Annotated in this window: 16 protein-coding genes and 3 pseudogenes; 17 read left to right on the top strand and 2 right to left on the bottom strand. The window is 42.2% G+C overall.

The window, feature by feature from the left end; genetic code table 11:
- From LEP1GSC060_RS08065 to LEP1GSC060_RS08015, 10 genes and pseudogenes are all read left to right on the top strand, one after another.
- Window positions 1–711, top strand: coding sequence for an ABC transporter ATP-binding protein (locus tag LEP1GSC060_RS08065; RefSeq protein ID WP_003001152.1), 711 nt, complete (start codon window positions 1–3; stop codon window positions 709–711).
- 61 nt (window positions 712–772) lie between these two features.
- Window positions 773–1,993 carry a hypothetical protein gene (locus LEP1GSC060_RS08060; protein ID WP_003000922.1) on the top strand — a complete coding sequence of 407 codons (1,221 nt, stop codon included), beginning with the start codon at window positions 773–775 and terminating at the stop codon, window positions 1,991–1,993.
- 220 nt (window positions 1,994–2,213) lie between these two features.
- Entirely contained in the window at window positions 2,214–2,978 is a 765-nt protein-coding gene (gene fabG / locus LEP1GSC060_RS08055) for a 3-oxoacyl-[acyl-carrier-protein] reductase (RefSeq protein ID WP_003000971.1), read from the top strand.
- A gap of 519 nt (window positions 2,979–3,497) precedes the next feature.
- Complete coding sequence (locus tag LEP1GSC060_RS08050) at window positions 3,498–3,731, top strand: acyl carrier protein (RefSeq protein WP_003001255.1); 234 nt, start codon at window positions 3,498–3,500, stop codon at window positions 3,729–3,731.
- 54 nt (window positions 3,732–3,785) lie between these two features.
- Entirely contained in the window at window positions 3,786–4,538 is a 753-nt protein-coding gene (gene rnc / locus LEP1GSC060_RS08045) for a ribonuclease III (RefSeq protein WP_003000839.1), read from the top strand.
- A gap of 145 nt (window positions 4,539–4,683) precedes the next feature.
- The gene (locus LEP1GSC060_RS08040; RefSeq protein WP_003001198.1) at window positions 4,684–5,148 is read left to right on the top strand and encodes an NUDIX domain-containing protein; all 465 of its coding nucleotides are present in this window, start codon (window positions 4,684–4,686) and stop codon (window positions 5,146–5,148) included.
- Window positions 5,145–6,236, top strand: coding sequence for a 3-dehydroquinate synthase (gene aroB / locus LEP1GSC060_RS08035; RefSeq protein WP_003000950.1), 1,092 nt, complete (start codon window positions 5,145–5,147; stop codon window positions 6,234–6,236). The genes LEP1GSC060_RS08040 and aroB overlap by 4 nt, the downstream gene beginning before the upstream one ends.
- Window positions 6,236–7,118 (top strand): annotated as a pseudogene (locus LEP1GSC060_RS08030) (mechanosensitive ion channel domain-containing protein). Before aroB ends, LEP1GSC060_RS08030 begins: the two are co-directional and overlap by 1 nt.
- A gap of 1,504 nt (window positions 7,119–8,622) precedes the next feature.
- Window positions 8,623–9,460 (top strand): annotated as a pseudogene (locus LEP1GSC060_RS08020) (DUF1554 domain-containing protein); the annotation flags it as partial.
- A gap of 81 nt (window positions 9,461–9,541) precedes the next feature.
- Window positions 9,542–10,026 (top strand): annotated as a pseudogene (locus LEP1GSC060_RS08015) (LIC10906 family membrane protein); the annotation flags it as partial.
- 179 nt (window positions 10,027–10,205) lie between these two features.
- On the opposite strand, the gene LEP1GSC060_RS08010 reads toward LEP1GSC060_RS08015, so the two are convergent.
- Both LEP1GSC060_RS08010 and LEP1GSC060_RS08005 read right to left on the bottom strand, forming a co-directional pair.
- Entirely contained in the window at window positions 10,206–11,087 is an 882-nt protein-coding gene (locus LEP1GSC060_RS08010; RefSeq protein ID WP_036095903.1) for a lipoprotein, read from the bottom strand.
- A 6-nt stretch (window positions 11,088–11,093) separates the two neighbouring features.
- Window positions 11,094–11,810: a hypothetical protein gene (locus tag LEP1GSC060_RS08005; protein WP_051061418.1), complete on the bottom strand. Its 717-nt coding sequence runs from the start codon at window positions 11,808–11,810 to the stop codon at window positions 11,094–11,096.
- 1,224 nt (window positions 11,811–13,034) lie between these two features.
- On the opposite strand from LEP1GSC060_RS08005, the gene LEP1GSC060_RS08000 reads away from it, so the two are divergent.
- The 7 genes from LEP1GSC060_RS08000 to LEP1GSC060_RS07970 all read left to right on the top strand — a co-directional run bounded on the left by LEP1GSC060_RS08000 (window position 13,035) and on the right by LEP1GSC060_RS07970 (window position 24,956).
- Window positions 13,035–13,967, top strand: a complete 933-nt coding sequence (locus LEP1GSC060_RS08000) for a hypothetical protein (protein ID WP_338041957.1) — start codon at window positions 13,035–13,037, stop codon at window positions 13,965–13,967.
- A 76-nt stretch (window positions 13,968–14,043) separates the two neighbouring features.
- The gene (locus LEP1GSC060_RS07995) at window positions 14,044–14,790 is read left to right on the top strand and encodes a hypothetical protein (protein WP_003000864.1); all 747 of its coding nucleotides are present in this window, start codon (window positions 14,044–14,046) and stop codon (window positions 14,788–14,790) included.
- Between the two features lie 581 nt (window positions 14,791–15,371).
- Window positions 15,372–15,545, top strand: a complete 174-nt coding sequence (locus LEP1GSC060_RS19935; RefSeq protein ID WP_003001177.1) for a hypothetical protein — start codon at window positions 15,372–15,374, stop codon at window positions 15,543–15,545.
- 765 nt (window positions 15,546–16,310) lie between these two features.
- Window positions 16,311–17,984 (top strand): methyl-accepting chemotaxis protein, encoded by a 1,674-nt coding sequence (locus LEP1GSC060_RS07990; protein WP_003001140.1) that lies wholly within the window; start codon window positions 16,311–16,313, stop codon window positions 17,982–17,984.
- A gap of 543 nt (window positions 17,985–18,527) precedes the next feature.
- Entirely contained in the window at window positions 18,528–19,109 is a 582-nt protein-coding gene (locus tag LEP1GSC060_RS07985; protein WP_003001290.1) for a peroxiredoxin, read from the top strand.
- Window positions 19,110–19,547: 438 nt separating this feature from the next.
- Complete coding sequence (gene sufB, locus LEP1GSC060_RS07980) at window positions 19,548–20,963, top strand: Fe-S cluster assembly protein SufB (protein WP_003001006.1); 1,416 nt, start codon at window positions 19,548–19,550, stop codon at window positions 20,961–20,963.
- Between the two features lie 426 nt (window positions 20,964–21,389).
- On the top strand, window positions 21,390–24,956 hold the full coding sequence (locus tag LEP1GSC060_RS07970; protein WP_003000915.1) for a PAS domain S-box protein: 3,567 nt from the start codon (window positions 21,390–21,392) through the stop codon (window positions 24,954–24,956).
- Window positions 24,957–25,035 lie beyond the last annotated feature (79 nt).

Below are 25,035 nucleotides of genomic sequence, written 5' to 3'. Positions count from 1 at the left end.
ATGCAAAGTCGTATCGGAATCTCCGTAAACGGTCTTAGAAAAACTTTCGGTATTTCGGAAATCATCAAAGGAGTCAGCCTGGATATCGAGGACGGGGACTATGTTTCTCTTACGGGAAAGTCCGGCTCCGGTAAAAGCACTCTTTTGTATATGATCAGTTCCTTGGATCCTCCGAGTTCCGGTTCGATCGAAATCGACGGGAAGGATATCTATCAAATGGACGAAGAGGAAATCCACGAGTTTAGAAATAAAAAAATGGGATTTATCTTTCAGTTTCATTATCTATTGCCCGAGTTCACCGCGCTCGAAAACGTTTTGATGCCCGCAAGAAAGGCGGGGCTTTTAAAGGAATGTCAGGGTTATGCGGAACATCTTTTGGAAGAATTCGATCTGACGGATAGGATGGACTATCGGATCAATCGTTTATCCGGAGGTCAGGCGCAGAGGGTTGCGATCGCACGCGCGCTCGTGATGAATCCGAAATACATCTTTGCGGACGAACCCACTGGAGCCTTGGATTCGACGAATAGCAAGGCGGTTATGAACATTCTCGAAAAGGTCAATCGGGAAATCAAAACGACGATTCTTGTGGTTACGCACGACTCCGACTTCGCTTCCAAGACGAAAAGACAAATTCATCTTGTGGACGGCCGGATCTTATCTTTAAAAGAGTTCGAATCGCTCGAAAAAAAAGGAAAAAGAACGCATTGAATCTTTGAGAACGAAAATTTTCGGATAGGCTTCACAAGTCCCGTCTTTCATTCTACGTTTTATGCGTTGGAAATTTCCCAAGTTTAAATCGGGTCAGTCGAAAAGATGGGAGTATCTGCTTCCGACTGGATCTTCCAAGGAAACCGAACAGATCGCAAAGAAGATTATCTCGGACTCTTATCTTCCCAAAACACAGGTTCCGTTTTTGAAAATTCAACCCGGAAAAATTTTGCTCGAAAATGCGAACTTTAGACAGGCGCTTGAACTTTTGGTAAGAATTCCGTGGGTCAGGGATTTTCGACTGAACTTAGGAATGTATCCGTTCAAAAAATCCTTTTCCTTCGAAGAATTGGAAACCGCTTTACGAAAATCGAATATTCTTCCGGAAAAGTGGGATCTTCGTTTTCGTTCTCAGATCAAAGGACAAACCCAATGGACTTCCGAAGATCTCGATCGGCTTTGGGAATCGAACGTTCCTTTGTCTTCGTCCGAAAACGGAACCACGGAACTCAGCGCTCTTCTTGTGGAAGACGAGATCATTTTGAATGTCAGTCTTTCCGGGGAACCTCTCAATCAAAGGGGAAGTTTTAAACCTCTTTCCAAGTCCGCTCCGATTCGGGAAGACCTTGCAAGATTTCTAATACAGAGAATGCATAAAATTCTTCCCAACCCGGACGGAATTTTCGTTCCGTTTGCGGGAACCGGAACCTTCGTACGCGAGTCTTTGGATTCGATTTTGGGAGTCGGTTTTCCTCATTATTCGAGAAGTTATTTATTTCAGGACATGGAGGAATTTCCGAGCGCGACCTGGGATTTTTTAAAAAAGAAAACCCTAAAAAATTCCCTTGAGAATCCGATCGGAATCTGGTGGAACGAGCTCAACAAAGAAACGTTTGAATATACGGAAAATAGAATGAAAGTATATCAAGATTTTCTAAATCGATCCGGGTTTTCGGATTCCTTTCGTTTTGTTCAAAACGAAGGCGATTTTTTCTCGTTTTCTCCGAAGGACGTCTGGAACGCCTCGGGAAAACGCAGGCGGGTTTGGATGCTTCTCAATCCGCCCTACGGCCTTAGGTTGGAAACGGGTTCTTCGAGCGGCTTTTATAAAAAATTGGGAGAACGTCTGAAACATTGGTGGGAACTCCCCTGCGAAATCAGCGGTTTGGTTCTTTGTCCGGACGAGGACTCTTGGTCCGTTTTGATTCGTAATATGGGAATCACAACGGATACGATCCATGTCACCCATGGGGGATTGGATTTGAGGGTCGTTTATTTTTAAATCTTCCATCCAATGCGGTAGTTCCCGCAGAAACCTGTACGGTTGTAGAGGAAAAACGTTCTACAAAGTCGTTTCCTTTTGATTTTTTTGAAGCCGCAGTTCCGATAAACAAGAACAGAACGATCGTTCTGTTTGAACGCCTCAAAACGCGGAAAACTCCCTTGACCCGGTATTTGAACAAAATACTTTAGCCGCTAAAGAACCCGAATAGGAAAGAATTATGATCGATTTAAAAGGTAAAAACGCCGTAGTCACCGGAGCCGCGAGAGGAATCGGAAAATCTACGGCTTTGACTCTTGCAAAGGCGGGAGCGAATATCGTGATCGCAGACTTAAACGAAGAATCCAGCAAAACAACCGCGGAAGAAATTGCAAAACAAACCGGTATAAAAGCGATCGGAATCGGAACGAACGTGGCCGACTCGGATTCTGCGGCAAAAGCGATCCAAGCCTGTGTGGATACATTCGGATCCGTAGACATTCTTGTAAACAACGCAGGGATAACCAAAGACACTCTTCTTATGAGAATGAAAAAAGAACAGTGGGACGCGGTGATCGCCGTAAACCTCACCGGAACTTTCAATTGTACACAAGCCGCTATCAAATTTATGATGAAAAATCCGAACGGGGGATCCATCATCAATCTTTCTTCCATCGCCGGAGTGAACGGAAACATCGGACAAACCAATTATTCCGCGTCCAAAGCGGGAGTGATCGGTTTTACAAAGGCGGTCGCGTTGGAAATGGCTTCTCGCAAGGTTCGTTGTAACGCGATCGCTCCCGGTTTTATCGCCACTGAAATGACCGAAGCGATTCCTGAAAAGATCAGAACCGCCATGGTTGCGGCGATTCCTCTGAAAAGAGCCGGACAACCGGAGGATATCGCCAACACCATCGCATTCTTAGCTTCGGATATTTCCTCTTTCATTACGGGTCAAGTCATCGAAGTGAACGGCGGCGGTTTTCTGCCGGGTGCGCAGGCGTAAGGTTCAAGTTTAAGAATCTAAAAAAATTCTTTCCTTCTTTCGAGAAGGAAAGAATCGAATTTGCTCTTATTTTCTTAATTCGTTCGAAAATAATCCGATGGATCATCGTTTTGTTTCTGATTCGCCCGGATTGAACTCACGTTAAGGATCCTTTTTGAATTTTCTTTTTCGAAATGGAACTTTAGGAAAGAATCATCGGAATCGATTTCAATGAAACATCCGTTATGAATCATAAAAATTTAACTTTCATTCGCGAAATGTTTTTTTCCTAAAGTCTGAATTGTAGGGAAACAATTTACAAAATTTTTCCCGCGTTGTATCCGATCGCTTTCAATCGATAAAACCGATTTGAAAAACAAAAGCGAATATCGATTTAAAGGAGTTTTTTTCCGAAAAAAAGTATATTGGCTTGCCAAATATTTTCGGAATTAAATCTATAAAATTCGGTGGATTTTATATCCGCCTGTCTAAATCTAACAAAAAATCATCATACCACCTAAATGTGGTACGGAGGAAACAATGGCAGACTTTGAAAAAGTTAAATCTATCATCGTAGAACAACTTGGAGTGGATGAATCTGAAGTTACACCTGAGGCTCACTTTATAGACGACCTCGGTGCGGATTCACTGGACACAGTTGAATTAGTGATGGCTCTCGAAGAAGAATTCGGTATCGAAATCTCCGACGAAGACGCTGAGAAAATTCAAACCGTCGGTGACGTAACCAAATTCATCGACCAACTCAAGTCCTAATCGTTTGAGACTTTCCGGGTTCTTCACGGAACTCGGAATTCTTTTTTCCCTCCTTTGATCTTTAAGAAAACACAACCTTCTCTGAAAAACCCGGAACGGGTCCAAAGTCTTCAAAAACTTTCCAAAAAAATCGGAATCAAGTTTTCAAAAATAGAATATTATAATACCGCATTTATCCACAGTTCTTATAAAAACGAAAACCCGGAGATCTTGGAAGACAACGAACGTCTTGAATTTTTAGGCGATTCGGTCTTGGGTCTTGTGGCTGCTCGTTCCCTTTTTCAAAAATATCCGAAAGCGAGCGAGGGAGAATTGTCTAGAATCAAATCCAGAATCGTTTCCACTCCCATTTTAAACTCGATCGCCGAAAAACTCGAACTCGGGGAATATCTTCTTATGGGAAAGGGTGAAAAAAAATCTCAAGGGAAAGGCCGTCGCAAACTTCCGGCCAATCTTTTCGAGTCGCTTATCGGCGCGATTTATTTGGATCAAGGATTTGAGGTCGCCGAAAAATTCATCGTTCAATACTTATCGGAATTTGCGGAAAATCCGGAAAAGGAAGAATCCGTCAGGGACTATAAGACACAACTTCAGGAATATTCCCAAAAACATTTCAAGGTTCTACCCGTATACCGTATTCAGGGAGAATCCGGTCCGGATCACTCGAAGGTCTTTCAAGTAGGCGTTCGGATCCGGGATCAATGGGAGGCCAGCGGCTCGGGGGTCAGTAAAAAGGCCGCGGAACAAAACGCGGCCAAAGAACTTTACAATCGGATCCGGAAAGGAAACAAGAACCTTCTCCGCTGAAATGGCGCAGCTTCTCTATGGATTGCTGGACATGCCCGAACTTTCTCTATGAATTTATGTTTCTTAACGTATTTGGAAGGATGAGAAGAAAACGTTCCTTTCCAAATCAAGATTTCTTGTCTCCAAGGACGACAATCTAAATAGAATGGATTTTTTCTTTAAAAAAAAAGGGCTGCGGGTCAGGGTCGCGGCTCTGATCGAAAATTCTCAAAATGAAATTCTTCTCATTCAACAAAAGAAAAAGGATTCTTACTACTGGCTTTTGCCCGGTGGAGGAATCGAATTCGGTGAAAGCGCGGAAGACGCCCTCAAAAGGGAACTCAAAGAAGAACTTTCTCTTGATATGAAATCGGCTTCTTTTTTACTCTTAAACGAGTCCATTGAACCCGGCGGAAAAAGACATCTCATTCAACTCGTTTTTTCGGTGAACGTCAAAAAGGAAGTTCCGGAACTCAATCTGAACGAAAAGGCGATCACCGGATTCGGTTATTTTTCTCCGGCGGCGGTTCGTGAAATGGATCTTAGGCCCGATATAAAATCCTTTCTTTTGTTTGGTGATTTTAAACCCGCGCCGTTTATCAAAAGCATCTGGGTATCTGAAAAAAAATGAGTCTTATCGAAACCGTTTCAGTGAACACGGAACACAAGTCCGTTCCGGTTCATCTTCATTCGGACTTTGGAGGTTTGTCGGAAGAGATCGCAAAACTTCCGGGAATCACTTCCGTTTTTTTAATCACGGAAAGATCGATTCATTCCCTCTATTCCAAATATTTGGAAAAGGAATTATCCTCTTTCGGAATTCCCGTTCGAGAGATTTATATCAAGGGCGGAGAAAAATCGAAACATATCAATCGAACCGGAGACGTATACAATCAACTCATTGAATACGGCGCCGATCGTAAGTCCGTAATTCTCGCGTTCGGCGGCGGGGTCGTGGGCGACTTTGCGGGTTTTATCGCTTCCACTTACTTGAGAGGAATTCGATTCGTTCAGATTCCCACCACACTTCTTGCCTGTGTGGATTCTTCCGTGGGCGGTAAGGTTGCGGTTAACGCGGATTTCGGTAAAAACATGATCGGTTCTTTTTATCAACCCGAGTTCGTTTTCGCCCCTTTGTTCGTTTTGTCCACTCTTTCCGATCGGGAATGGAGATGCGGTCAGGCGGAGATCGTCAAACACGCTCTTCTTTCCGGCGGCGATTACTGGGAAAAAGTAAAGAATCATTCATTCAAAGATTTGAATGTGAATTCTACCGTTCTTTCTTACTTGATCGCGGAGTCGGTCCGCTTTAAGGCGAACGTTGTTTCCAACGACGAAAAGGAAACGGGACTTCGTAAAATCCTAAATCTCGGTCATACCACAGCTCACGCGATCGAATCCGTCACGAAGTATAAAAAATATTCCCACGGGGAAGCGGTCGCAATCGGTCTTGTGACGGCGCTTTTGATCAGCGAACAAAAATCGGGACTCGATCCGATCACGACGCGGGAAACGATCGAAACTCTGAAAAATTACGAACTTCCGTTTCGGATGAAATTAAAATCCAAGGAAATCGCAAAACACATGCTTCACGATAAGAAAAACGTGGGCGGTTCGATTCGTTTTGTCCTTTTGGAAAAACCGGGTTTTCCCGTTTTCGATATTCCCGTGGAATCGGAAGAAATCATATTAGCGATTCGTAAACAAAAAGGTCTTTGATGGAATTCGTAGTCAATTTTTTCGAAAGCATCAATCCGTTCCTTCTTTTGAGGACGAAAGAGAGAAGTCTTTCCGAAGAGTTGATCCTCATCGTCTATTTTATCATTTTTCTGATCCTTTCCTATAAAGTCATCATCATCGTTCTCGATTTTTTCAAACCTACGGTGGACGTTACGTCCCGTTACAATCGTAGAAAGATGGCCCGAATGTCCTTTGTCGCCTTCGGTTTGATTACACTTTTGCCCGTCGTCTTTTCGGGGCTTTCGTACCTTCCTACCGTGATGGGTTTGGCCGGAGCTGGGATCGTAATTTCCTTGAAGGACATCACTCTCAACTTCGTGGGATGGTTTTTTATCCACGGGGGCAACGGTTTCGAAGTGGGCGATCGTATCGAGATCGAAGGGGTTCGAGGAGACGTCATCAATATCGGAATGAATCGTTTTACTCTGATGGAAATTTCGTCCGATCCTAAGTCCGATCAATCCACGAACCGTCTCGTTCATTTTCCGAATCACTTTGTCATTCTTCGTCAGGTGATCGTCGTTAAGGACAAGATGAATTACGTCTGGGACGAGATGAGAATCAAAATTCCCTACGATTCCGATTTTGAAAAAGCCGAAGAACTTTTGAACGGTATTATCCGCAACAACGCGATCATCGATCAGGGGGAAATCGACTACACTCTTCAGGAACTTTCCAAAAATTATCTGGTTCGTCTCGGGAAAACGACCCCCATCGTTTATCTTTCTTTGGAAGAAGGGGGGAATTCTTTTTTCCCTGCGGTATCTAACACACGTTAGGGGAAGGCGGGATATGAAGACCAAAATTTCCCATCAGATTCTGAAAGAGTTTAAACATTTTCCGGGCATTCGGATTTTGTGATGTTTGAACGTGTGTTCGGCGGTTGCAACATACAATCGCTTTCGCATGGGATATACCTAACTCACGTTAAATTAACGAATTCATTTTCGATTTGAAAAAACCCAATTTAAACCTAATAAATTATGTTTGTTGCATATACCCTTCAGAGTTTCTTATGTGATAAGGGACCGATCCGACTTTAAACATCGTAGTCGCTCGAAGTGATAAAATATTTTATTCGAATATTCTAAAATACAAGTATACAATATGGTTTTGTAATTATTTTGGACTATTCCGCGGCTCGGTCCTTAGAAAAAATTCTGAAAAATTCATAAAACTCAAGCGTTAAAATCCTTATCGGAAATCAATTCCGAAAAATTCAAAAATTATAATTGAGGAAAACGGAATGAAACAAATGTTTTTATGCCTAACTATCGTTTATACATTGTTAGGTTGTACAAAAAATCAAATCCTTGTATAAACGGATTTTTGTGGATTTGCTGGATGTTTCGGGAAAAAAACTTCAGCTTTCAGTTCTTACTTTATACAGGATACCGGATATCACTCCTAAATACCGAGTCAGCACGGTATGTACAACTGAGAACGATTTCCCGATTTCCGTTTCCGATTATCCTCAGGGAATTTTTACAGTTCGTTTCCAAGTTCCGCCCTCGGTTAAATTCAAACGATATGAAGTTTAAATTTAAAATCGAATATTTTGAAAACTGTTCCTTGGGCGCAGGCACTTCAAAGAACATGGAAGTTATAAGAGACGTCAAAAGATCTTCATAATCCGGAAGCTCCGATTCCCGTAAACGCCGCTGCCTCTCTAGATACGATCAAAATTCACATCGTACGATTTGGAGATACCCAATATACAACGACAAGTTCTTTGGCTAACTGGGAAAACATTCTCACTTCCGAATTTTATGAAGCGACCAAAAAATACTTCAAGCTGGAAATCCAAGGCATCCAATCGCTTTCGATGATTCAACCGAGTATCAACGGTTGAAAACCGGTACAACTCAAAACCGAAAACGCCGGGAAAAACTCCTTTGAACCTGAACAATCCGAATGAACGGCTTCTAACGACGATGTTGTATTACGAACCAAACCAATCGCCGGATCTGTTAAAAGTTTACACACCCCGCCAAAACGGGGAAGACGTTACTGTGTATCTTTCCGATTTTTTTATGATCTCCGGTACGCCCGCAATGTCCATTTCTGAATCCGGTTATGCGTTTATTCCGATTACGGATATTTATTTTGACGATTATTACGGAAATTCAGACGTTTTTTTAAAACGACGAACGGAGTCACTACCTATCATTTCAATCCTTCCGAGTATAGAGCCTGTAACGGGTGCAGTCTTACGGTTGCAAACGCCGCACAATACGTTCAAGTGATGAAACAACAAAATCTATATTAGAGTTGTTGAAAAATTAATTCTCCATTTGTTTCCGTTTCATTGAAATGGGCGATCGAAGCGGTTTTGTTAATTGCGACTGTTGAATTTTTCAACAACTCTATTATAATTCTCAGAACGTGACCCTACACGAGTTGGGACATACGTCTTGGCATCACAAGATGGGTGGAATCCGAGCGGATGACTTTCCGAAATCAAGCAGGCCCTTCAGTGAGTCTTATCAAGGATCGCAGCTACTAGGAAATATATACTCAGACTCGTCGATACATTACTTTAGAAATGATGAATATATGGCTGGTTTTAGAAATAGAGACACGCTTGACCAGACGTACGGGGACATTTTAATCGAAAGGTTGCTTTCGAGATACGGTGTGAACTATCGTAATTATAAATACGTCTTCGTTCCACAAATGGGGCATAACGCGAATTTCGGGGGATCGATCAAGCGGATGCGTATTGTAATTTGGATTCCAAAAAATCGGAAAAACTTCTTTCTTTGGGAGCGGATTATAAGGCGATGTTCGTAGGTGATACGCGTTGCGCTTCGGTTAGTCCGAATGCGGGAGACGGTCCAATGGATTGGGTGTTTCGATCTCTCCAAGAACATAGGCGTTCCGACGAAACCGTCATCGGTACAACCGATTCGGCGGGACTTTTCACATTTCCCTTACAAAACTTTTTTGATGGAAATTATACGATCTGGACGGGGCTGGATCAAACTTGGAGAAATAGAATTGTCAGCGGTCAACAAACTAACTGTCTCAATTGGACTTCTTCCAGCGTCGGAGAATCGGGTGCATTTGGACATACAAATTGGAAATACGCCAGTTCCATTTTTGCAGCTCAGGACGCCTGTTCAAAGTTAGTTTTGCCCGATCATACGGATCCGTACAACTGGAAAGATTATCCCGCCAGCATTCTGTGTGTGGAACAATAAGAGTTTGTCCCAAAACCGTCCGATTGTATCGGGATGGCCGCAAATCTCTGCGATTGTTTTGAGGTTTGCGACCGGCTCTAAGTTTTTTGGATGGTTCTTTCCATCTTTGAGATGGCTCCTAAGATGTTGGTACGGAGGCAGATTTTAAAGTAAGATTATTTTTAGTATTGGTTGGCGCCATATTCTCTTTGCACAGCGCCGCGTTTTTCGTTTATATTCTTCCGCTTTTCGGAATTTTTAAACCTTCGTTTTCATCGATCGGTCTCTTGGTTTCCTGTTTATTATGGGGAGTTGCGATATTACATTTCGACGCGTTCCATATAAAATTGAAAATCATCGAGGGACAGGAAGTTCCGCTCATTAACAAGGTCGCGTCCGGAGGTTTTTTACGGCTCTTGTCGAAAATGGATCCGATGAGATTCATCCAAAAAAGTCTGAAAACAAAATCGGCGATCACGGAACGAATTTTGATTCAGGACTACGAACTTGCCTCCAATTCCGAAGAGTTGCCCTTGGAAAAAAGAGTTCAAATGTTTTCCAGAAAGTTCGGAAAGTATTTTAAGTAAGATTGATTTTGTCCGACACTCGATCGCATTTTTATAATGAACCTACTTTTCAGGGATCCGTGAAAGGGCGTTGACTCGTAATTATATAATAAATACATAATATGTTTTGCATTAAAAAAGTATTTTGTAATCAAGATTAACAGTACTCGATTTTATAGAGATAAGTAGGACGAAAGATTTTATTTCGTCATTTCGTCCAGAAGTTTACACTCCGGAATTTCCTCTTTTTCAATCTTCTTCTCCTTAATGTAACCTACGATATGGCCGGGAACCGAAGCGGTTAAACCGACTAGTCCACCCGCGGAGCTGAAAATCGGTCCCGCAGAGTAGGTGGCGTAAGCGGGGTATAACGTCCTATAGGCGATCAATTCGTTCTTCAGATCGCATTTATATCGGAGATATCTCAGAGCATCGTCCGAGGCGCGCGCTTCCGGATACAACGGGCCTACAATCGGAACCGCATAACCGAGGCTATAAAAAGATTTATGTTTTCTGAGTGCAAAGTCTTTTGCGTGTCCGCCTTCGTGAAGAACAACCGATGGAATATCGCTGTAGAGATTGATCGTATTGGAATACGGATTGTAGTGATCTCCCGTAAAAAGTCCCGCAAAAAGCCTTCCCGGAATGATAACTCCGGATAACCAGTTGAGGATTCCGAGTGTGTATTTTAAAATCGGATGAACGTTATCCGATCTCCAAAGTTGAACGAGATCGTCGATCGGCGCATATTGATTGAAACGGATCTTAACGTCTTTGAGATTATTTTCGACGATATAATCCTTTAGGTAATTTTTGGTTTCTTCGGAAAAACGATGGTTGCTCATCTTTTTATTCCAGAGAATGAGTTTGGATAAAACCCCGAAAACATTTCCCAGAAAATCCAAAAACCAATACGGTTCTCCTTCTTCAAATTGCGGATTTTCCGCGTTAAAGTAATTTTGGCTGGGATAATACGGTTTCGCGTGAACGTATTTTTTTTCTATGGAATAGGTGCATCCGAAAGAAAAAACGAACGATGTGAGAAGAATCAAAACGCCCGGGAATTTTAGTACGGAATTCATAAACATTTACTGTAAGTTTTGCGGCGAATCGGGCTCGAAAGGTTTTTCCAGAACGGACTTTAGTTTTTCTGAAAATTCCAATAGGGCCGTTCTTCCAAGTTGATTGAGTTGGTCCTCTCGATTTCCTCGAAAACCGAGATAAGGCATGTAGATCAACCATCCCAAAATCGTAACCGTAGCCAAAGTGAAATGACAATCGGTTACGTTGGAATCGATGGAATCGTTGTATTGAAAATCCAAAACGTTTTCGTTTTTTTTAAGATCCAAAACTTCCACCTTCAGTTTCACTTCCGTTTTGCTCCCGAAAAAACAACGGTCTTCCGTTTTGAGTTCAAAATCATTGATATGGATCTTATATTTTTCATCGGTTTTATAATCTTCCTGATTGAAATCCAGTTCTCTCGCAATTACGGTTCCTACGGAGCCGTATTCGTTTTCCAATTTTTCGGGCGCAAGAAAGAAAAGTGACGCTTTTCGGATCGCGAACGTTTCCTTCCGAAGTGTCGGGGATTCGAACACTTCAAAATGGGGATTGGGATGTGGGATCGTATCTAAGTTGCCCGGGTCGTTTGTGTCCGTGGAGTTTCCTTTTTTAGGAACGTAAACCCGGATCGAGATACAACTCGTACAACAAAAAAGGAAAAACGAAACGATGGAAATCAAGATCAATTCTCTCAACGGTAACGGTCTTCGTCTTTGGAAGGGGGTTCGAGTATGTTCCATATTTAAAATATTATAAAATTTGAATGTTTGACTTCGATGATAGCTAAAACCGGTTTTTTCATATTTAATGTTTTTATTAACGGACTCACAGGATCCCTTGTATCGTTTCGAAACATACGTCTCTATTTTGGGATTTTGTCGAATTGGAAAAAGTAAAACCAAGTGATAAGAGGACGCTTAAAAAACTGAATGCGCTTCCCTTGACTTTTCCGAGAGTTTTTCTTCTCCGGAAAGATAGAGAAGATTGGATTACGATAGGATCGGAAAAACAAGTTATTGGAGATAAAAATAGAAATAAAAAGGCAAAGCGAAATTTCATAGGGCATACTCATCTAAATTTTTTGTATCTCTTCTTATTATAGTTAAGTGTTTTTTAGTTAGAGAGTGGACGAACTTTGTTAGCCTGTTGTGAACAATGAAAAGTTTTTATAAGTCAAAATAATAAGAAATTAAAATGGGTATTCTGTGTATACCAGTTTTTTTGTTTCAAATTTTAACGATCTTTTCTGCATAGAGTTGTTGAAAAATTAATTCTTCGTTGTTTCTACTTCATCGGAAATGGACGATTGAAGCAGTTTTGTTAATCGCGACTATTGAATTTTTCAACAACTCTATTCATTCTTCTAACCATTTTGCATTTGATTCGTGAGAAATTTGGATTTTCATTAAAAACAACAGGAAGAGGTCGTTTTGAGAAGATTCAAGGATTTTAAACGCAATTTTTTATGGAAAAATGATAAGAAAAAACCTACTAGTCCCGGCAAAGATATTCCGTGAATTTTGGCGTAAAACCGCGTTTAGATGCAGAATTCCTGACGCCCTTATTAACGTGAGTTCGTTATAACGAATACGAAAGCGATCGAAGCGAGATCAACAAATTGGAATAACAATAAAACTTGTTTTAAGAGTAACCCCCTCAATTTGTTGATCAGAGCAGAAATTAAGAAACTTAAATCTCGCTAAACGAGGTAGGTTCCAGTCCGGTTCTTGGAATCCAAAGGACTGGCTGGGTTAGATTCGCCCCACTTTCAACCGCCGAAATTCACGTTAAATAGTATTTCAGTAATATAAAAATAATATTGATATTTTTGGCAGGATTTTTAGATTTGCTAAAAATTGTTTTAAGAATATATAAATTATATCACTTTTTTAAACAAAAAAGATTTTTTAAAAAGCTTAAAGCAAAAGGAGTATTTTTTGAAAAAGACACTGATTTCGTTTTTAATGGCGACAACTTTCTATGGATTTCTTTCTAATTGCTCTTCCGCGCCCGACTATCGCGGATTGAATAATTCCGCAAAATACTTGGTTACGGAAGCCGAAACCTTAATTAAAGAAGGAAAGACGTACGAAGCCGCTAATCTTTTATGGCAAGTTCTTCAAATTAATCCTGAAGATAAAAAAGTGAAGTCGCTTTTTGATTCCCTTTCTGTAGACGTCAAAAACAGCTTCACCGAGCCTAAAATTTTCGGATATAACAAAGCGCACAGAGTTCCAGTGGATCCTTCCTTGGGAGAAAGCATCTTATGGTACATTCCGGATCGTATTCTGGATCTTTATGATATTGTTTCCTTTAACTTAAATTATGGGCCTCAAATTGGATTCGGACTTTGGGTAACCAGAGCTGCTCAGGTTGTAGCTTTTACCGGTGCGAACGCAGGTTTCGGTTGGTATCAAAAAAGACAACTTGGTGGGCATGCCGAATCCAGTGCAGAAATTGTGATTGGCCCGTTTGGCGCTTCCGTAATTGCGGCTTCTAAAGTCGGAACGGGAGGAATTGAATCTACTACACGTGCTATCTTCTTTCACACTCCATACCATCCTCTTTATCAAGAATACAGAGACTATTGGGGTTACGGATTCAAATTAGGTGTCATTATAGCCGGGTTTGAAGTTGAAGCACATTTGGTTGAAATTGCCGATTTCTTTTTGGGAATTTTTACATTCGATTTTTTAAATGATGACTTCGCGAAATCTTCTCGATTTAAATACACCGATTTTCAAAAGCAAAATTTAAAAACTTTTGCAAATATCGCTGCCGATTTGGATCAAAAACAAAAAGAGGAATATCAAAAACAATATCCAACAGTTGAGGACAGCGCACCGACGTCCGGCACTTCTGTAGATCCAAAAGCGACTACAAAAAAGAAAAATTGAAGAGTAAACAGTTCTTCGATTTGTGATTCGTTTGAACCACAGGGATGATTCTCCTTGTGGTTTTTGTCTTAAAACCATGAAACATATTCTTAAAGTTTTTCCATTTCTGTTCGGTTTCTTATATTTCCATTGTATATTCTCTACGATTCCCCACATCGTTCCACTGGTGGAGAGTTCCGACTCAAAGCCTCAGTCTGTTTCCTCAAATAGAAAAGAGAGAATTATGTTTTTAATTCAAGGAGCCGCTTGTATGGAACTTTGTAAGGAAACGGATACGAGTGCCCTGTGCGCGAAAAAAAATTCGGATCAAACTCAGGCTTGTAAGGTGTTTGCACCGGGCTGGTATCCGGTTGAGTTTGCTCGTGAGGAAAACTATTTTCGGGTATCTAGTCTCTATCCCGATCGGAAAAAAACATTTATCTATAACATTCCCACATATCTGTTGCAGTCTTATCCGAAAGACGGCGAACAGCAGCAATACTATAATCCAGTCGAATCGCTTGCCCAATTACATTCTCAGAATAAAAAAGGACTTTTGGCAGATACGCTAATCATCAAACTCAATGCCTACGATAGGGAAATGTCCGTTTCCGGGTATTTTTCGATCGGTTCTTTATTGTTGATTCCCGGTTATTTTGAGGAGCGTTTTTATTTTACCGCTTCACATTACGATTCGAACGGGAAAGAAACACAAGTTTCCGTTTTACCTTTGGTCCAAAGAAATTGGCTTGGTTGGCTATTCTTTCTGTGGGGGCCTATCGTATCAAGCGGAGATAAACAACTAATAGGCGAGTTATTTCGTTTTATTTCGAATAAAAATTAAAGCGAAAAAAGTCTTATTTTCCTCGGGATAATGAAATACCATCTTTCGGTATGATCTTATGTAATTCTTCGTTAGGAAAATGGATTTGTTCTGGAAAGTTGATCTTATCTGTTGTATTCGACTCTATGCCCGAGAATGTTTTGAATCGGAAATTAGCTCTTCATGGTCTTATGTAAAAAAAATAGCGGAGCGTCATCTTTTGCTCCCAACGACGTTGGGAAAATCGCGACCCGTAGATTAGTATGATTCTTGGACGTAAGACAGTTCGAAGTGTGATATTCTTGATTCTACGGAGTCAAGAAGGCCGGTGGCAGACGGGTCGTTCGATTAACTCAACGCAGAGCTTTCCTAAACTCAATCTCACTTCCTGGTGCTGCGACCCTTAGGGAGCAGTGCCACTTTAGTTACTATGGGTCGCGTTGGGGAAACTCATGCAACGACTCCCTATGGGTCGCGTTGGGGAAACTCATGCAACGACTCCCTATGGGTCGCGTTGGGGAAACTCATGCAACGACTCCCTATGGGTCGCGTTGGGGAAACTCATGCAACGACTCCCTATGGGTCGCGTTGCAGGTCGAAATATGAAGATCAACAAAATGATTGATCGCTCTAAAAACGAAATTCTTTTTGCGGCGGGCGCCAGGGGATTGGGATTTCCGTCCAAGATCGGATTTTTGGACGTTGTCGATCCTTTTGCGAGAAAAAGATGTATCCGTCATTTGCAAACGCGTTTTGCGTTTCAAATATATTCATAAATTATAATATATTAAGCTTGAATCAAATCGACACCCGTCTTTGACAAGGAACTTTGTAAACGTTTTTCTAATTTTGACAAGACGTCGTTGTTACTTGTTCCGATCCACATCCTTCGCAAAAGAACCGTTTGGCGATAACTTTCAATCCTAGGAATATTCAGACAAATCGCGATCCTTAAGAGATGTTTTTTTCCTCATTCCAGTTTGTCCTGTTTGGGGACCGGCTTTGACTCGATTTTGAAAGTGATCCTTCTATCGTATCAAATTTCCTGCCGAGTATTCCTAAAGGGGCGTGGGGAATTCTGCATCTAAAGGGCGGATTTGCGCTAAAATTCACGGTATCTTAATAAAGATAGGATTCAGTAATTCCGTATTTTCAGAGGATCGGTTCTATCTTAAAGATTTTGATGTTTAAGAGACATTTCGATGTGTTTGAAATTTTTCAGATAAAAAATAATAAAAAGAAAATGAGTAATTCAATCGTTTTCTTTCGTCGTACACGAGTGAACATTCTTTCAGCGAATTCAAAAGTAAACCTTTGTATAGACTGGAGATAAGCTTTATGTTTAGAACATCTCTAAAGTTTTTAAAATTTGACATTGCTTTAGCCAAAAGTTAACTTACTTTATAAACTTACACAGGCAAAAAGTGATTCACTTTTTAAAAAACTTGACTGAGTATATACTAAGGCTACGATGAAACGCTTTAAATTTTATGAAAACAATATATATATCCATTCAGAGACTGGGAATACGAAAAAAATTAATGCTTCTTTTTGGTTCGGTGCTGATACCGATTGCCGCTTTGGTGGCTTTGGCGCTGATCAACACGAAAGATAGAATCGAGGATATCGAAACGATTTATGAGGATAGGGTAATTCCTCTGAAACAATTGAAGAGGATATCGGATTTTTACGCGATTTATATCGTGGACTGTGTTCACAAAGTAAGAAGCGGAACGTTTACTCCGGAAGAAGGAGTGACTAACTTGGATAAGGCGACTAACGGAATTCAAGAAGAGTGGACCGCATACATCGGGACTCGTCTTGTTCCCGAAGAGGAAAACATCATCAAGGAATTGAATCCTCTTTTTCTGGCGTCGAACGCGACGGTAGCCGAAGCCAGGGAGCTTATGGTAACCAAAAACTTTCAGGAATTAGGGGTTTTTGCGGATACTCGTTTGTATCCTAAAATCGATCCGGTAACCGCAAAGATCGAGGAACTGATTCAGGTTCAATTGAGAATTACGGATGTGCTTTATATCAAAGCCGAAAAGGAATTCACTTACAGTTGGTTTCTCTTTATCCTCCTCTCCGGGGTGACATTGACTTATATTTTTCTGATTGCGTTGTTTTACTCGATTCAATTGGTCAAGGGACTCAATACGGTGAGCAATGCGGTCAAAAACGCGGATTTTTCTCATCCTGTGACGGTTGAAGAAGACGATAGAAAAAAAGACGAACTTTATCTTCTTCATTTGGCCTTCCGTTTGTTCCAGATCAAAGTTAAAGAAATGTTCGATACGATCATGAGCTTTTCCGAAAGTATCGTCGCTTCCTCCGAACAACTTTCTCAATCCGCGGATCACCTTTCTTCGAACGCACAATCCGAGTCGGCTTCTATCGAACAAATTTCCGCGTCCGTGGAAGAGATCAGTTCCGGAATGGAATACGTAAACCGAAACGCCGAAACTCAGTACGCTCTGATTTCTTCGTTTAACGGAGAAATGCGGGAACTCGAGGGGATGATCAATGAAGTCGGGGGCGCGGTGAAGAATTCCTTGGAAAAAATTTCCGAGATGTATGTGAAAACCGGTTCCGGCAAAACGACGATGGGTGATCTTTCGGAAAGTATGGAAAAGATCGAAAGCAGTTCGGTCGAGATGCAATCAATCACGGCGATTATCAAGGAAATATCCGAAAAAGTGAATTTACTGGCGCTCAATGCAGCGATCGAAGCGGCAAGAGCCGGGGAACACGGTAGGGGATTTGCAGTGGTGGCGAGCGAGATTACGAGACTGGCCGAACAAACGGATTCGAGCGCGATGACGATCGAAGAACTCATCAAAACGAGCAACGCGGAAATCGAAACCGGAAGAAAAATCGTTGAAAACTCCGTGACCGTTTACGCCGAAATTTTAAGCGGACTCGAACATTTGAAGGAATCTTCCAATCGGATCGTGGCTACGATGGAACTCCAACAGGAGAAAAAGGAAAAGATTCGTTCCGGAGTCGATCAGGTTGATACGAAGTCGGAAGATATTCGTAATTCCGTTAAGGAACAAAAGATTGCCATCAACGAAACGGCAAACGCGGTTTCCAATATTTCCATTACGGTTCAAAACAGCGCCGCAAATTCGGAGGAAATTGCAGGAAGTGCGATCAGTCTTTTACAGATTGCAAAAAATCTTCAGGAGATGATGAGCTTTCTAAAAAGCTGAACGGAATACTAGGGGTCGGGGTTTAGAATTCAGTTATTTTTTCCTAATAGGGCGATTAGACTTTAACAAAACGTGAGTTCGGTATAACCCATGCGAAAGCGATTCTATGTTGCATGAGTTTCCCCAACGCGCCCTATCGAACGACCCATCGGGAGTGAGATTGAGTTTAGGGAGTCGTTCTGCTTGAGTTTAGAGTGATGTAAGTGTTAGAATGCCCCGCTGCTCGACAGGAGCAACACTTTAGTGCAAGCGCGGCCCAGCCCCAAAACCGGAGCCGCTCTCTATGGATCGCAGCGCCGTGGCTGGATTCGCCCAAATTTTCAACCGTCGTACTCACGTTAACAAAGGCTGATTTTCCTCTTCTGTAAATTTCCTGAACTCTGATCCCTAAAATCTATCCACTAGCACTAGTACGTTCCCACATCATTTTTTAGAATTAAAAAAAAATTAGAATCATTCTAAAAAATATTTGCTTCTCCGGAATGGATCGCTACTATGGAAGGGTCTAAATTTCAAAAGTAAATTCAAAAAGGAGAATTAAAAATGCCTCAGGTTACATCTTTAGCGCCGGATTTTAAGGCAGAAGCCGTTCTTGGAAAAGAAATCAAGGAAATCAAACTTTCAGACTACAAAGGAAAATGGGTAGTATTGTTCTTTTACCCTCTAGACTTCACCTTCGTTTGCCCGACAGAGATCATAGAATACGATAACAAACTTGCGGAATTCAAAAAACTCGGTGCGGAAGTTTTGGGAGTTTCCGTGGATTCGGCCTTTACCCATTTAGCTTGGAAAAATACTCCTAAAAAAGAAGGTGGAATCGGAGATATCAAATTTCCTTTGATTGCGGATCTTACAAAGTCCATTTCAAGGGATTATAATGTTCTAACGGACGGGGGAGTGGCTCTGAGAGGAACCTTTATCATCGACCCTGCCGGTTTGATCCGTCAAGCGACGATTAACGACCTTCCTGTGGGAAGAAATATCGACGAAGCGATCCGCCTGATCAAAGCTTTTCAATTTGTTGAAAAATACGGTGAAGTTTGTCCGGCCAATTGGGACGAAGGAAAAAAAACCATGAAAGCGGACCCGGAAAAATCCAAGGATTACTTCTCGGCTGTGAACTGATTTTTTTCTGTCCGCAGATGTAAGTCTGCGGAAGTAGGCTATGCAGTGAACTCAAACGCTTTTTCCTGAACCCGGAAATGGCTCCCTATGGGTGTGATTTCGGTCGTGATTTTCCCAACTTCGTTGGGAGCAAAAGATAACGCTCCGCTATCTTTTTGCTATCTCACTCCCTGGTGCTGCGACCCTTAGGGAGCAGTGCCACTTTAGTTACCTGGGTGAGATAGGTCGTGATTTTCCCAACTTCGTTGGGAGCAAAAGATGACGCTCCGCTATCTTTTTGCTATCTCACTCCTGAACTCGGAAATGGCTCCCTATGGGTGTGATTTCGGTCGTGATTTTCCCAACTTCGTTGGGAGCAAAAGATAACGCTCCGCTATCTTTTTGCTATCTCACTCCCTATGGGTCGTGAGATATGTCTAATTTCAGAGGGAATAAAAAATGGAACAAGTCCTGGAAAAAGAATCCGTTCATGAAGACCGTTATTACCGTCCCGATAATTTTCCGAAGGGTCTCACTCGTAAGGTCGTAGAATCCATTTCTCATATCAAGAGCGAGCCGGGTTGGCTTACGGAATTCCGCCTCAAAGCCTTTGAAGTTTATCAACAAAAGCCCATGCCGACCTGGGGTTTTTTCCCCAACTTCAACGTAGATATCGACTCTTATACGCATTATATAGGTTCCAATCAGCAAAAGAAAAAATCCTGGGACGAAGTGGATCCCGAGGTTCTCAAATCTTTCGAACGCCTCGGAATCCCGGAACACGAGCGTAAATATCTCGCAGGAATCGAAGCGATGAACGATTCCGAAACGGTTTACGCTAACGTGAAAAAAGAATTAACCGAACTCGGAATCCTGTTTTGCGACATCGATACGGCGATCCGCGAATATCCGGACATAGTAAGAAAATATCTCGGAACGGTTGTGAGCGTCGGAGATAATAAATTCTCCGCACTCAACAGTTGCGTTTTTTCCGGAGGTTCTTTTGCGTTTGTTCCCAAAGGGGTGAAAACTCCTATGCCTCTGCAAGCCTATTTCAAAGTTACCGCCGCTTCCTCGGGTCAGTATGAAAGGACTCTTTTGATCGCGGACGAGGGCGCCGAGATCGAATACTCGGAAGGTTGTTCTTCGGTTCAAGATAAGGGCACTAACTTTCACACGGCGGTTGTGGAACTCATCGCTCATAAAAACGCAAAGATCTTTTATACCACGATCCAAAACTGGAAGAAGAATATGTACAACTGGACCGTCAAACGCGGTTTATGTCATGAAAGAGGACATATCACTTGGACGGACGTGAATATCGGCGCGAACACGGTCAAATATCCGGGAATCATCCTTCAAGGGGACCATTCCACCGGTGACGTCCTTTCCCTCGCATTTGCCGGCGGAGGGCAGATCCAAGACACAGGCGCAAGAATCGTTCATGTCGGTAAAAACACTCGAAGTAATATATTAGCAAAAGGTGTTTCTCTTGACGGAGGAATCAATTCTTATCGAGGTCTCGTCAAGTTCACCGCCGGATCGGAAAATTCTTATTCTCACGTAAAATGCGACGGTCTGATGATGGACGACCGTTCCCAGTCCCACGCGTATCCTTATAACGACGTTTCCGGTCAAAACGGATCCCTAAACTACGAAGCAACCGTTTCCAGGATCGACGAAGATCAGCTCTTTTATCTTCAATCCAGAGGTTTGTCCGAAGACGATGCGAAACTTCTGATCATCAACGGATTCTGCGAGGGTGTGACCAAACACCTGAACGTGGAATATTCCGTGGAAATGACTCGTTTGATTCGTATGATCCTTGAAGACGGCCACGTGATTCAAGAAAACAACGGCTCCGTAGTGAGTTGATTTTCGAAATTTAGATCATTAAAATATTTGAATGTTTGAATGATCTAAAAAATCAAGTTTTATAAATTTACATTTTAACGATTTTGTTCGTCGTACAACGTCGTAGTGTTCCGATATTTTCGGGGTTGTAGTAACATCGAATGTAAGCGCCCGGTATGGAATGCAGGAGTTCCCACATTTTAGGCCGGTCATCCGACAACTTATTTTTAGGTCATGTAAAGTCCTGAGATTTAAAACCTACCCACTGAACCCGCCTTTGCGTTGATTGTTTCGTATAAAACGCGGAGTTTAGGCCCGAAGAATGCGGAAGTTTTTTGGGATAAGCTCTCGTTAGGACTCGAAAAATTCCGGATTTCGGAGTAAAATGATTTTTTGTTTTCTGCGATCTCTTTAAGATTTAGTCGTCTTTTATTATAACCACAACCCATGAAAGCTTTGGATTCAGATCTACTCAATTCCGAATTCTTTCGACAGATTTTCGAAACCAGTCGAGACGGAATCGTCATTGCAAACTTAGACGGTTCCTTTTTGGAAGCGAACCCGGCCTTTCAAGTTCTAATGGGTTTTACTCTTGAAGAACTTCGAAAAAACAATTTCTGGTTTTTGATTCCCACGGATTGGGACAAAAAAACATTTGAAGAGAATCTTTTATCTTCCGGTTATTCTCAAGAGTTTGAAAAAGAATATTTTCGCAAAGACGGAAGTATCATCGCAATTTCCGTAAAAGCCTACGTGATCCGAGACGAGTACAAAAATCCTTCCGCGATTTGGGGAATGATCAGAGACATCTCGGAACAAAAACGAAACGAAGAAGTTCGCAAACAACTCTACGACGAGATCAAGGAAGGTTGGGAAGCGCTTCGAAGGATTTTCGTATTAAATCCTTTTCCGATGGCGATTTCCGAAATCGATACGGGTAAACTATTGGAAGTGAACCGTAAATTCGCCGAACAAATCGAATACGATCCGGATAAACTGATCGGAAAAACGATGACCGAACTGGGAGTTTGGTTTTCATCTCAGGTTCGGGAAACGATCCTCACGACTATGAAACGAGACGGTTTTGTGGACGGCATCGAAATCCCGTTTAGAACCACTAAGGGCGCCGAATTTTGGGGACTTTTTTCCGCGCAGCCGATCGAGTACAAGGGACGAACCGCTCTTTTGAGTATCACGGTTCCGATGACCGATAGGATCAAGGAAGAAAAGGAAAAACAAAAACTACTCGACGAGGTCCGAGAGAAAGAGGATATCCTGAGCCAGATTTTTCGTCTGAACCCTTCCGCAATTACATTATCAACTTTGAATGGAATTCTTTTGGAAGTAAACGACCGCTTTTTGGAATATACCGGGAAATCTAGGGAAGAAGTACTTTTCAAATCGGTGATCGATCTCGGAGTTTATTACGATCTGAAGGAGCGGGAAAAAATAATCGAATTGCTTCAAAGGGACGGAATTGTTCGTAACCTCGAAATCGGAATGAAAACCGCGGATGGAAAAGTAAAACCCATTCTTTTTTCGGCGAGATTCGTAGAATCGTTCGGTGAAAGGAAAATTCTCGCGATCGGCCACGATATCACCGAAATCAAAGCTTATGCGCTAAAGTTGGAAAACCTCGCGGACGAATTGGCGAAAAGTAAGGATCTATTTCAGAAATTATTCCAACTGACTCCTTCCGCTCTCGTTGTCACCGATTGGGAAAACCGTACGATCCTAGACGTAAACGAACGGTTTTTGGAAATGGCGAAAATGAAACGCGAGGACGTGATCGGTAAAACAACTCCCGAAATTCATATCTGGGATAAAACTCCGAATTTCAGAACCGAGGTCTACGAACTTCTTTCCCAAAAAAAGGAAGTCAAAAATTTAGAGACCGTTTATCTGGCTTTGGACGGAACCGTCGTTCCGATCCTTTATTCCGCGAGGATCATAGAACTCGACGGAAGAAAACAAGTGGTCTCCTTGGCGACGGATATCACCGAAAAGAAAAAATCGGATGAGGAAAGAAGAAAACTCTACGAAGAACTGAGTCTTAGCAAAGATCTTTTTGAAATGATTTTCGAAATGAATCCGGATACGATCACTCTCAACGATCTTAAGAACGGAAGGTATATTCAAGTAAACGAACACTTTTCGGAAATGCTCCAATATTCCAAAGAAGAAGTAATCGGTAAAATACCCTTAGAACTGGGAATCTGGAACGACCCCAAAGACAGGGAAAACGTGATGGAGGTCTTGGGTAAAGAGGGAATTATCAGAGATTACGAAGTGCAGTTTAAAAAGAAAAACGGAGAGGTCGTCGACGCTCTGTTTTCCGCCAGGCGCATAAACATAGGCGATAACCAGATTACGATCGCTATTGCAAGGGACATTACGCAGAAAAAAGCGGCCGTCAGAGAAAGAGAAGAACAGTCGAGTCGGATCGCCTTACACGCGCAGGCGCTTATGGAAATGGCAACCGATCCGGAATTCGCATCCGGTAATTTCGAATCGGGCGCGAAAAAAATCGTAATCATGGTTTCGGGAGTTGCGGACTGCGATCGTGCTTCGATTTGGATTTTCGACAAAGACGATCCTAACACCTTGACCCTTGCTGTCGGCTGGGACCGAAACACTCAGACTTATTTAGAAAAATTGAATATGACTCTCACGAGTTATCCTAAATATTTTGAAGCCATTCAAAGCGATCGATTTGTGGACGCCGCGGACGTAATTAACGATCCGAGGACTTTCGAGTTTGCCGACACCTATAGCAAACCCTTTGGGATCAGTTCCCTATTGGACGCGCCTTTTTTTCTCCGAGGTAAGATCAAAGGAGTGGTTTGTCTTGAACACAGAGGAGAGCCGAGGCGTTGGAAGGGTTACGAAAAACAATTTGTGGTAACGGTCGCCGAACAAGTGACACAACTTCTTTTAAACGCGGAGAGAAAAGAAGCCAAGGAAGAATTGGAAAAGGCCGTAAAGGTCAGAACCTCGGAATTGGCCGAAGCTCTTGAAAATCTGCAAAAAACTCAGGAACAGTTGATTCAATCGGAAAAAATGGCCGCGTTAGGACAACTCGTGGCCGGGATAGCGCACGAGATCAACAATCCGTTAGGCGCCATCTCGGCTCTCAGCGGAGAATTGAGGGCCTACTTGAATTCGTCCGCGGAGAGGATGGAAAAATTGGGTCACGAATTTTCCTTGGTGGGAGCCGAATTTGTTCATAATCTTTCCGAATTGATTCGAAAAGGAATCGAAAGCAAGGAAGGTATTCTTTCCAGGGAGAATAAGAAAGCCGCCTTGAATTCCATGAAGACTAAATTGACCGTGTTGGGTTACGAAAATGTGCACGACATTGCGGATCGGCTTTTGGATAACGGACTTCCTTCCGCGTTGGAGGAATTTCCATCGTTGTTTATGGATCCTGAATATTATCCTTTGGTTAAGTTTGCTTTGGAAGAGATTCATACGTATAAAAACATACTCTCGATCCGATTGGCTGTGGATAGAACTTCTAAAATCGTTTACGCTTTGAAAAGTTACGCTCATATCGATACGGAGGAAAATAGGGGAAAGGCGCTCACCGATCTTGCGGAAAACATAGAGACCGTTTTGACGATCTATCATAACAAAATCAAAGGAGGAGTGGATGTGGAACTGGATTTTCAAAATCGCCCCATGATCTCCGCCTATCCGGACGACCTCGTTCAAGTTTGGACAAATATAATATACAATTCTTTGCAAGCGATGCGCTTTAAGGGAAAGATCCGAATTTCAATTCAGGATCAGAAGGACGAGGTTCGGGTTTCGATCCAGGACAACGGTCCCGGGATTCCTCCGGAAGTGCGGGAAAAAATCTTCGATCCTTTTTTTACAACCAAAGGTCCCGGAGAAGGGAGCGGCTTGGGTTTGGACATCTCTCGCAGGATCGTAAAAAAACACGAAGGAAGAATCGAACTCGAATCGGAACCGGGTAAAACGATTTTTCACGTGTTTCTCCCTAAGGGGTGATCTTTTGCGGGATGCGAATCCCCGATCGGAATTTCGGAACCCTTTCGTTTTAACTCGAAACTTTTTGTGCGCCTCCCGT

Source organism: Leptospira weilii serovar Ranarum str. ICFT (genome assembly GCF_000332415.1).
Classification (GTDB): Bacteria; Spirochaetota; Leptospiria; order Leptospirales; family Leptospiraceae; genus Leptospira; species Leptospira weilii_A.
Note: the sequence above shows the minus strand (reverse complement) of the source record. Positions and strands in the feature narration are given on the sequence as shown.

Excerpts from the sequence above, each read along its gene's own strand:
- LEP1GSC060_RS08065 (WP_003001152.1), top strand. The coding sequence starts at position 1 with ATGCAAAGTCGTATCGGAATCTCCGTAAACGGTCTTAGAAAAACTTTC.
- LEP1GSC060_RS08060 (WP_003000922.1), top strand. The coding sequence starts at position 773 with ATGCGTTGGAAATTTCCCAAGTTTAAATCGGGTCAGTCGAAAAGATGG.
- fabG (WP_003000971.1), top strand. The coding sequence starts at position 2,214 with ATGATCGATTTAAAAGGTAAAAACGCCGTAGTCACCGGAGCCGCGAGA.
- LEP1GSC060_RS07990 (WP_003001140.1), top strand. The coding sequence starts at position 16,311 with ATGCTTCTTTTTGGTTCGGTGCTGATACCGATTGCCGCTTTGGTGGCT.
- LEP1GSC060_RS08040 (WP_003001198.1), top strand. The coding sequence starts at position 4,684 with ATGGATTTTTTCTTTAAAAAAAAAGGGCTGCGGGTCAGGGTCGCGGCT.
- LEP1GSC060_RS08005 (WP_051061418.1), bottom strand. The coding sequence starts at position 11,810 with ATGGAACATACTCGAACCCCCTTCCAAAGACGAAGACCGTTACCGTTG.
- LEP1GSC060_RS08000 (WP_338041957.1), top strand. The coding sequence starts at position 13,035 with ATGGCGACAACTTTCTATGGATTTCTTTCTAATTGCTCTTCCGCGCCC.
- LEP1GSC060_RS08010 (WP_036095903.1), bottom strand. The coding sequence starts at position 11,087 with ATGAATTCCGTACTAAAATTCCCGGGCGTTTTGATTCTTCTCACATCG.
- aroB (WP_003000950.1), top strand. The coding sequence starts at position 5,145 with ATGAGTCTTATCGAAACCGTTTCAGTGAACACGGAACACAAGTCCGTT.
- LEP1GSC060_RS19935 (WP_003001177.1), top strand. The coding sequence starts at position 15,372 with ATGAAGATCAACAAAATGATTGATCGCTCTAAAAACGAAATTCTTTTT.
- LEP1GSC060_RS07985 (WP_003001290.1), top strand. The coding sequence starts at position 18,528 with ATGCCTCAGGTTACATCTTTAGCGCCGGATTTTAAGGCAGAAGCCGTT.
- LEP1GSC060_RS07995 (WP_003000864.1), top strand. The coding sequence starts at position 14,044 with ATGAAACATATTCTTAAAGTTTTTCCATTTCTGTTCGGTTTCTTATAT.
- sufB (WP_003001006.1), top strand. The coding sequence starts at position 19,548 with ATGGAACAAGTCCTGGAAAAAGAATCCGTTCATGAAGACCGTTATTAC.
- LEP1GSC060_RS08050 (WP_003001255.1), top strand. The coding sequence starts at position 3,498 with ATGGCAGACTTTGAAAAAGTTAAATCTATCATCGTAGAACAACTTGGA.
- LEP1GSC060_RS07970 (WP_003000915.1), top strand. The coding sequence starts at position 21,390 with ATGAAAGCTTTGGATTCAGATCTACTCAATTCCGAATTCTTTCGACAG.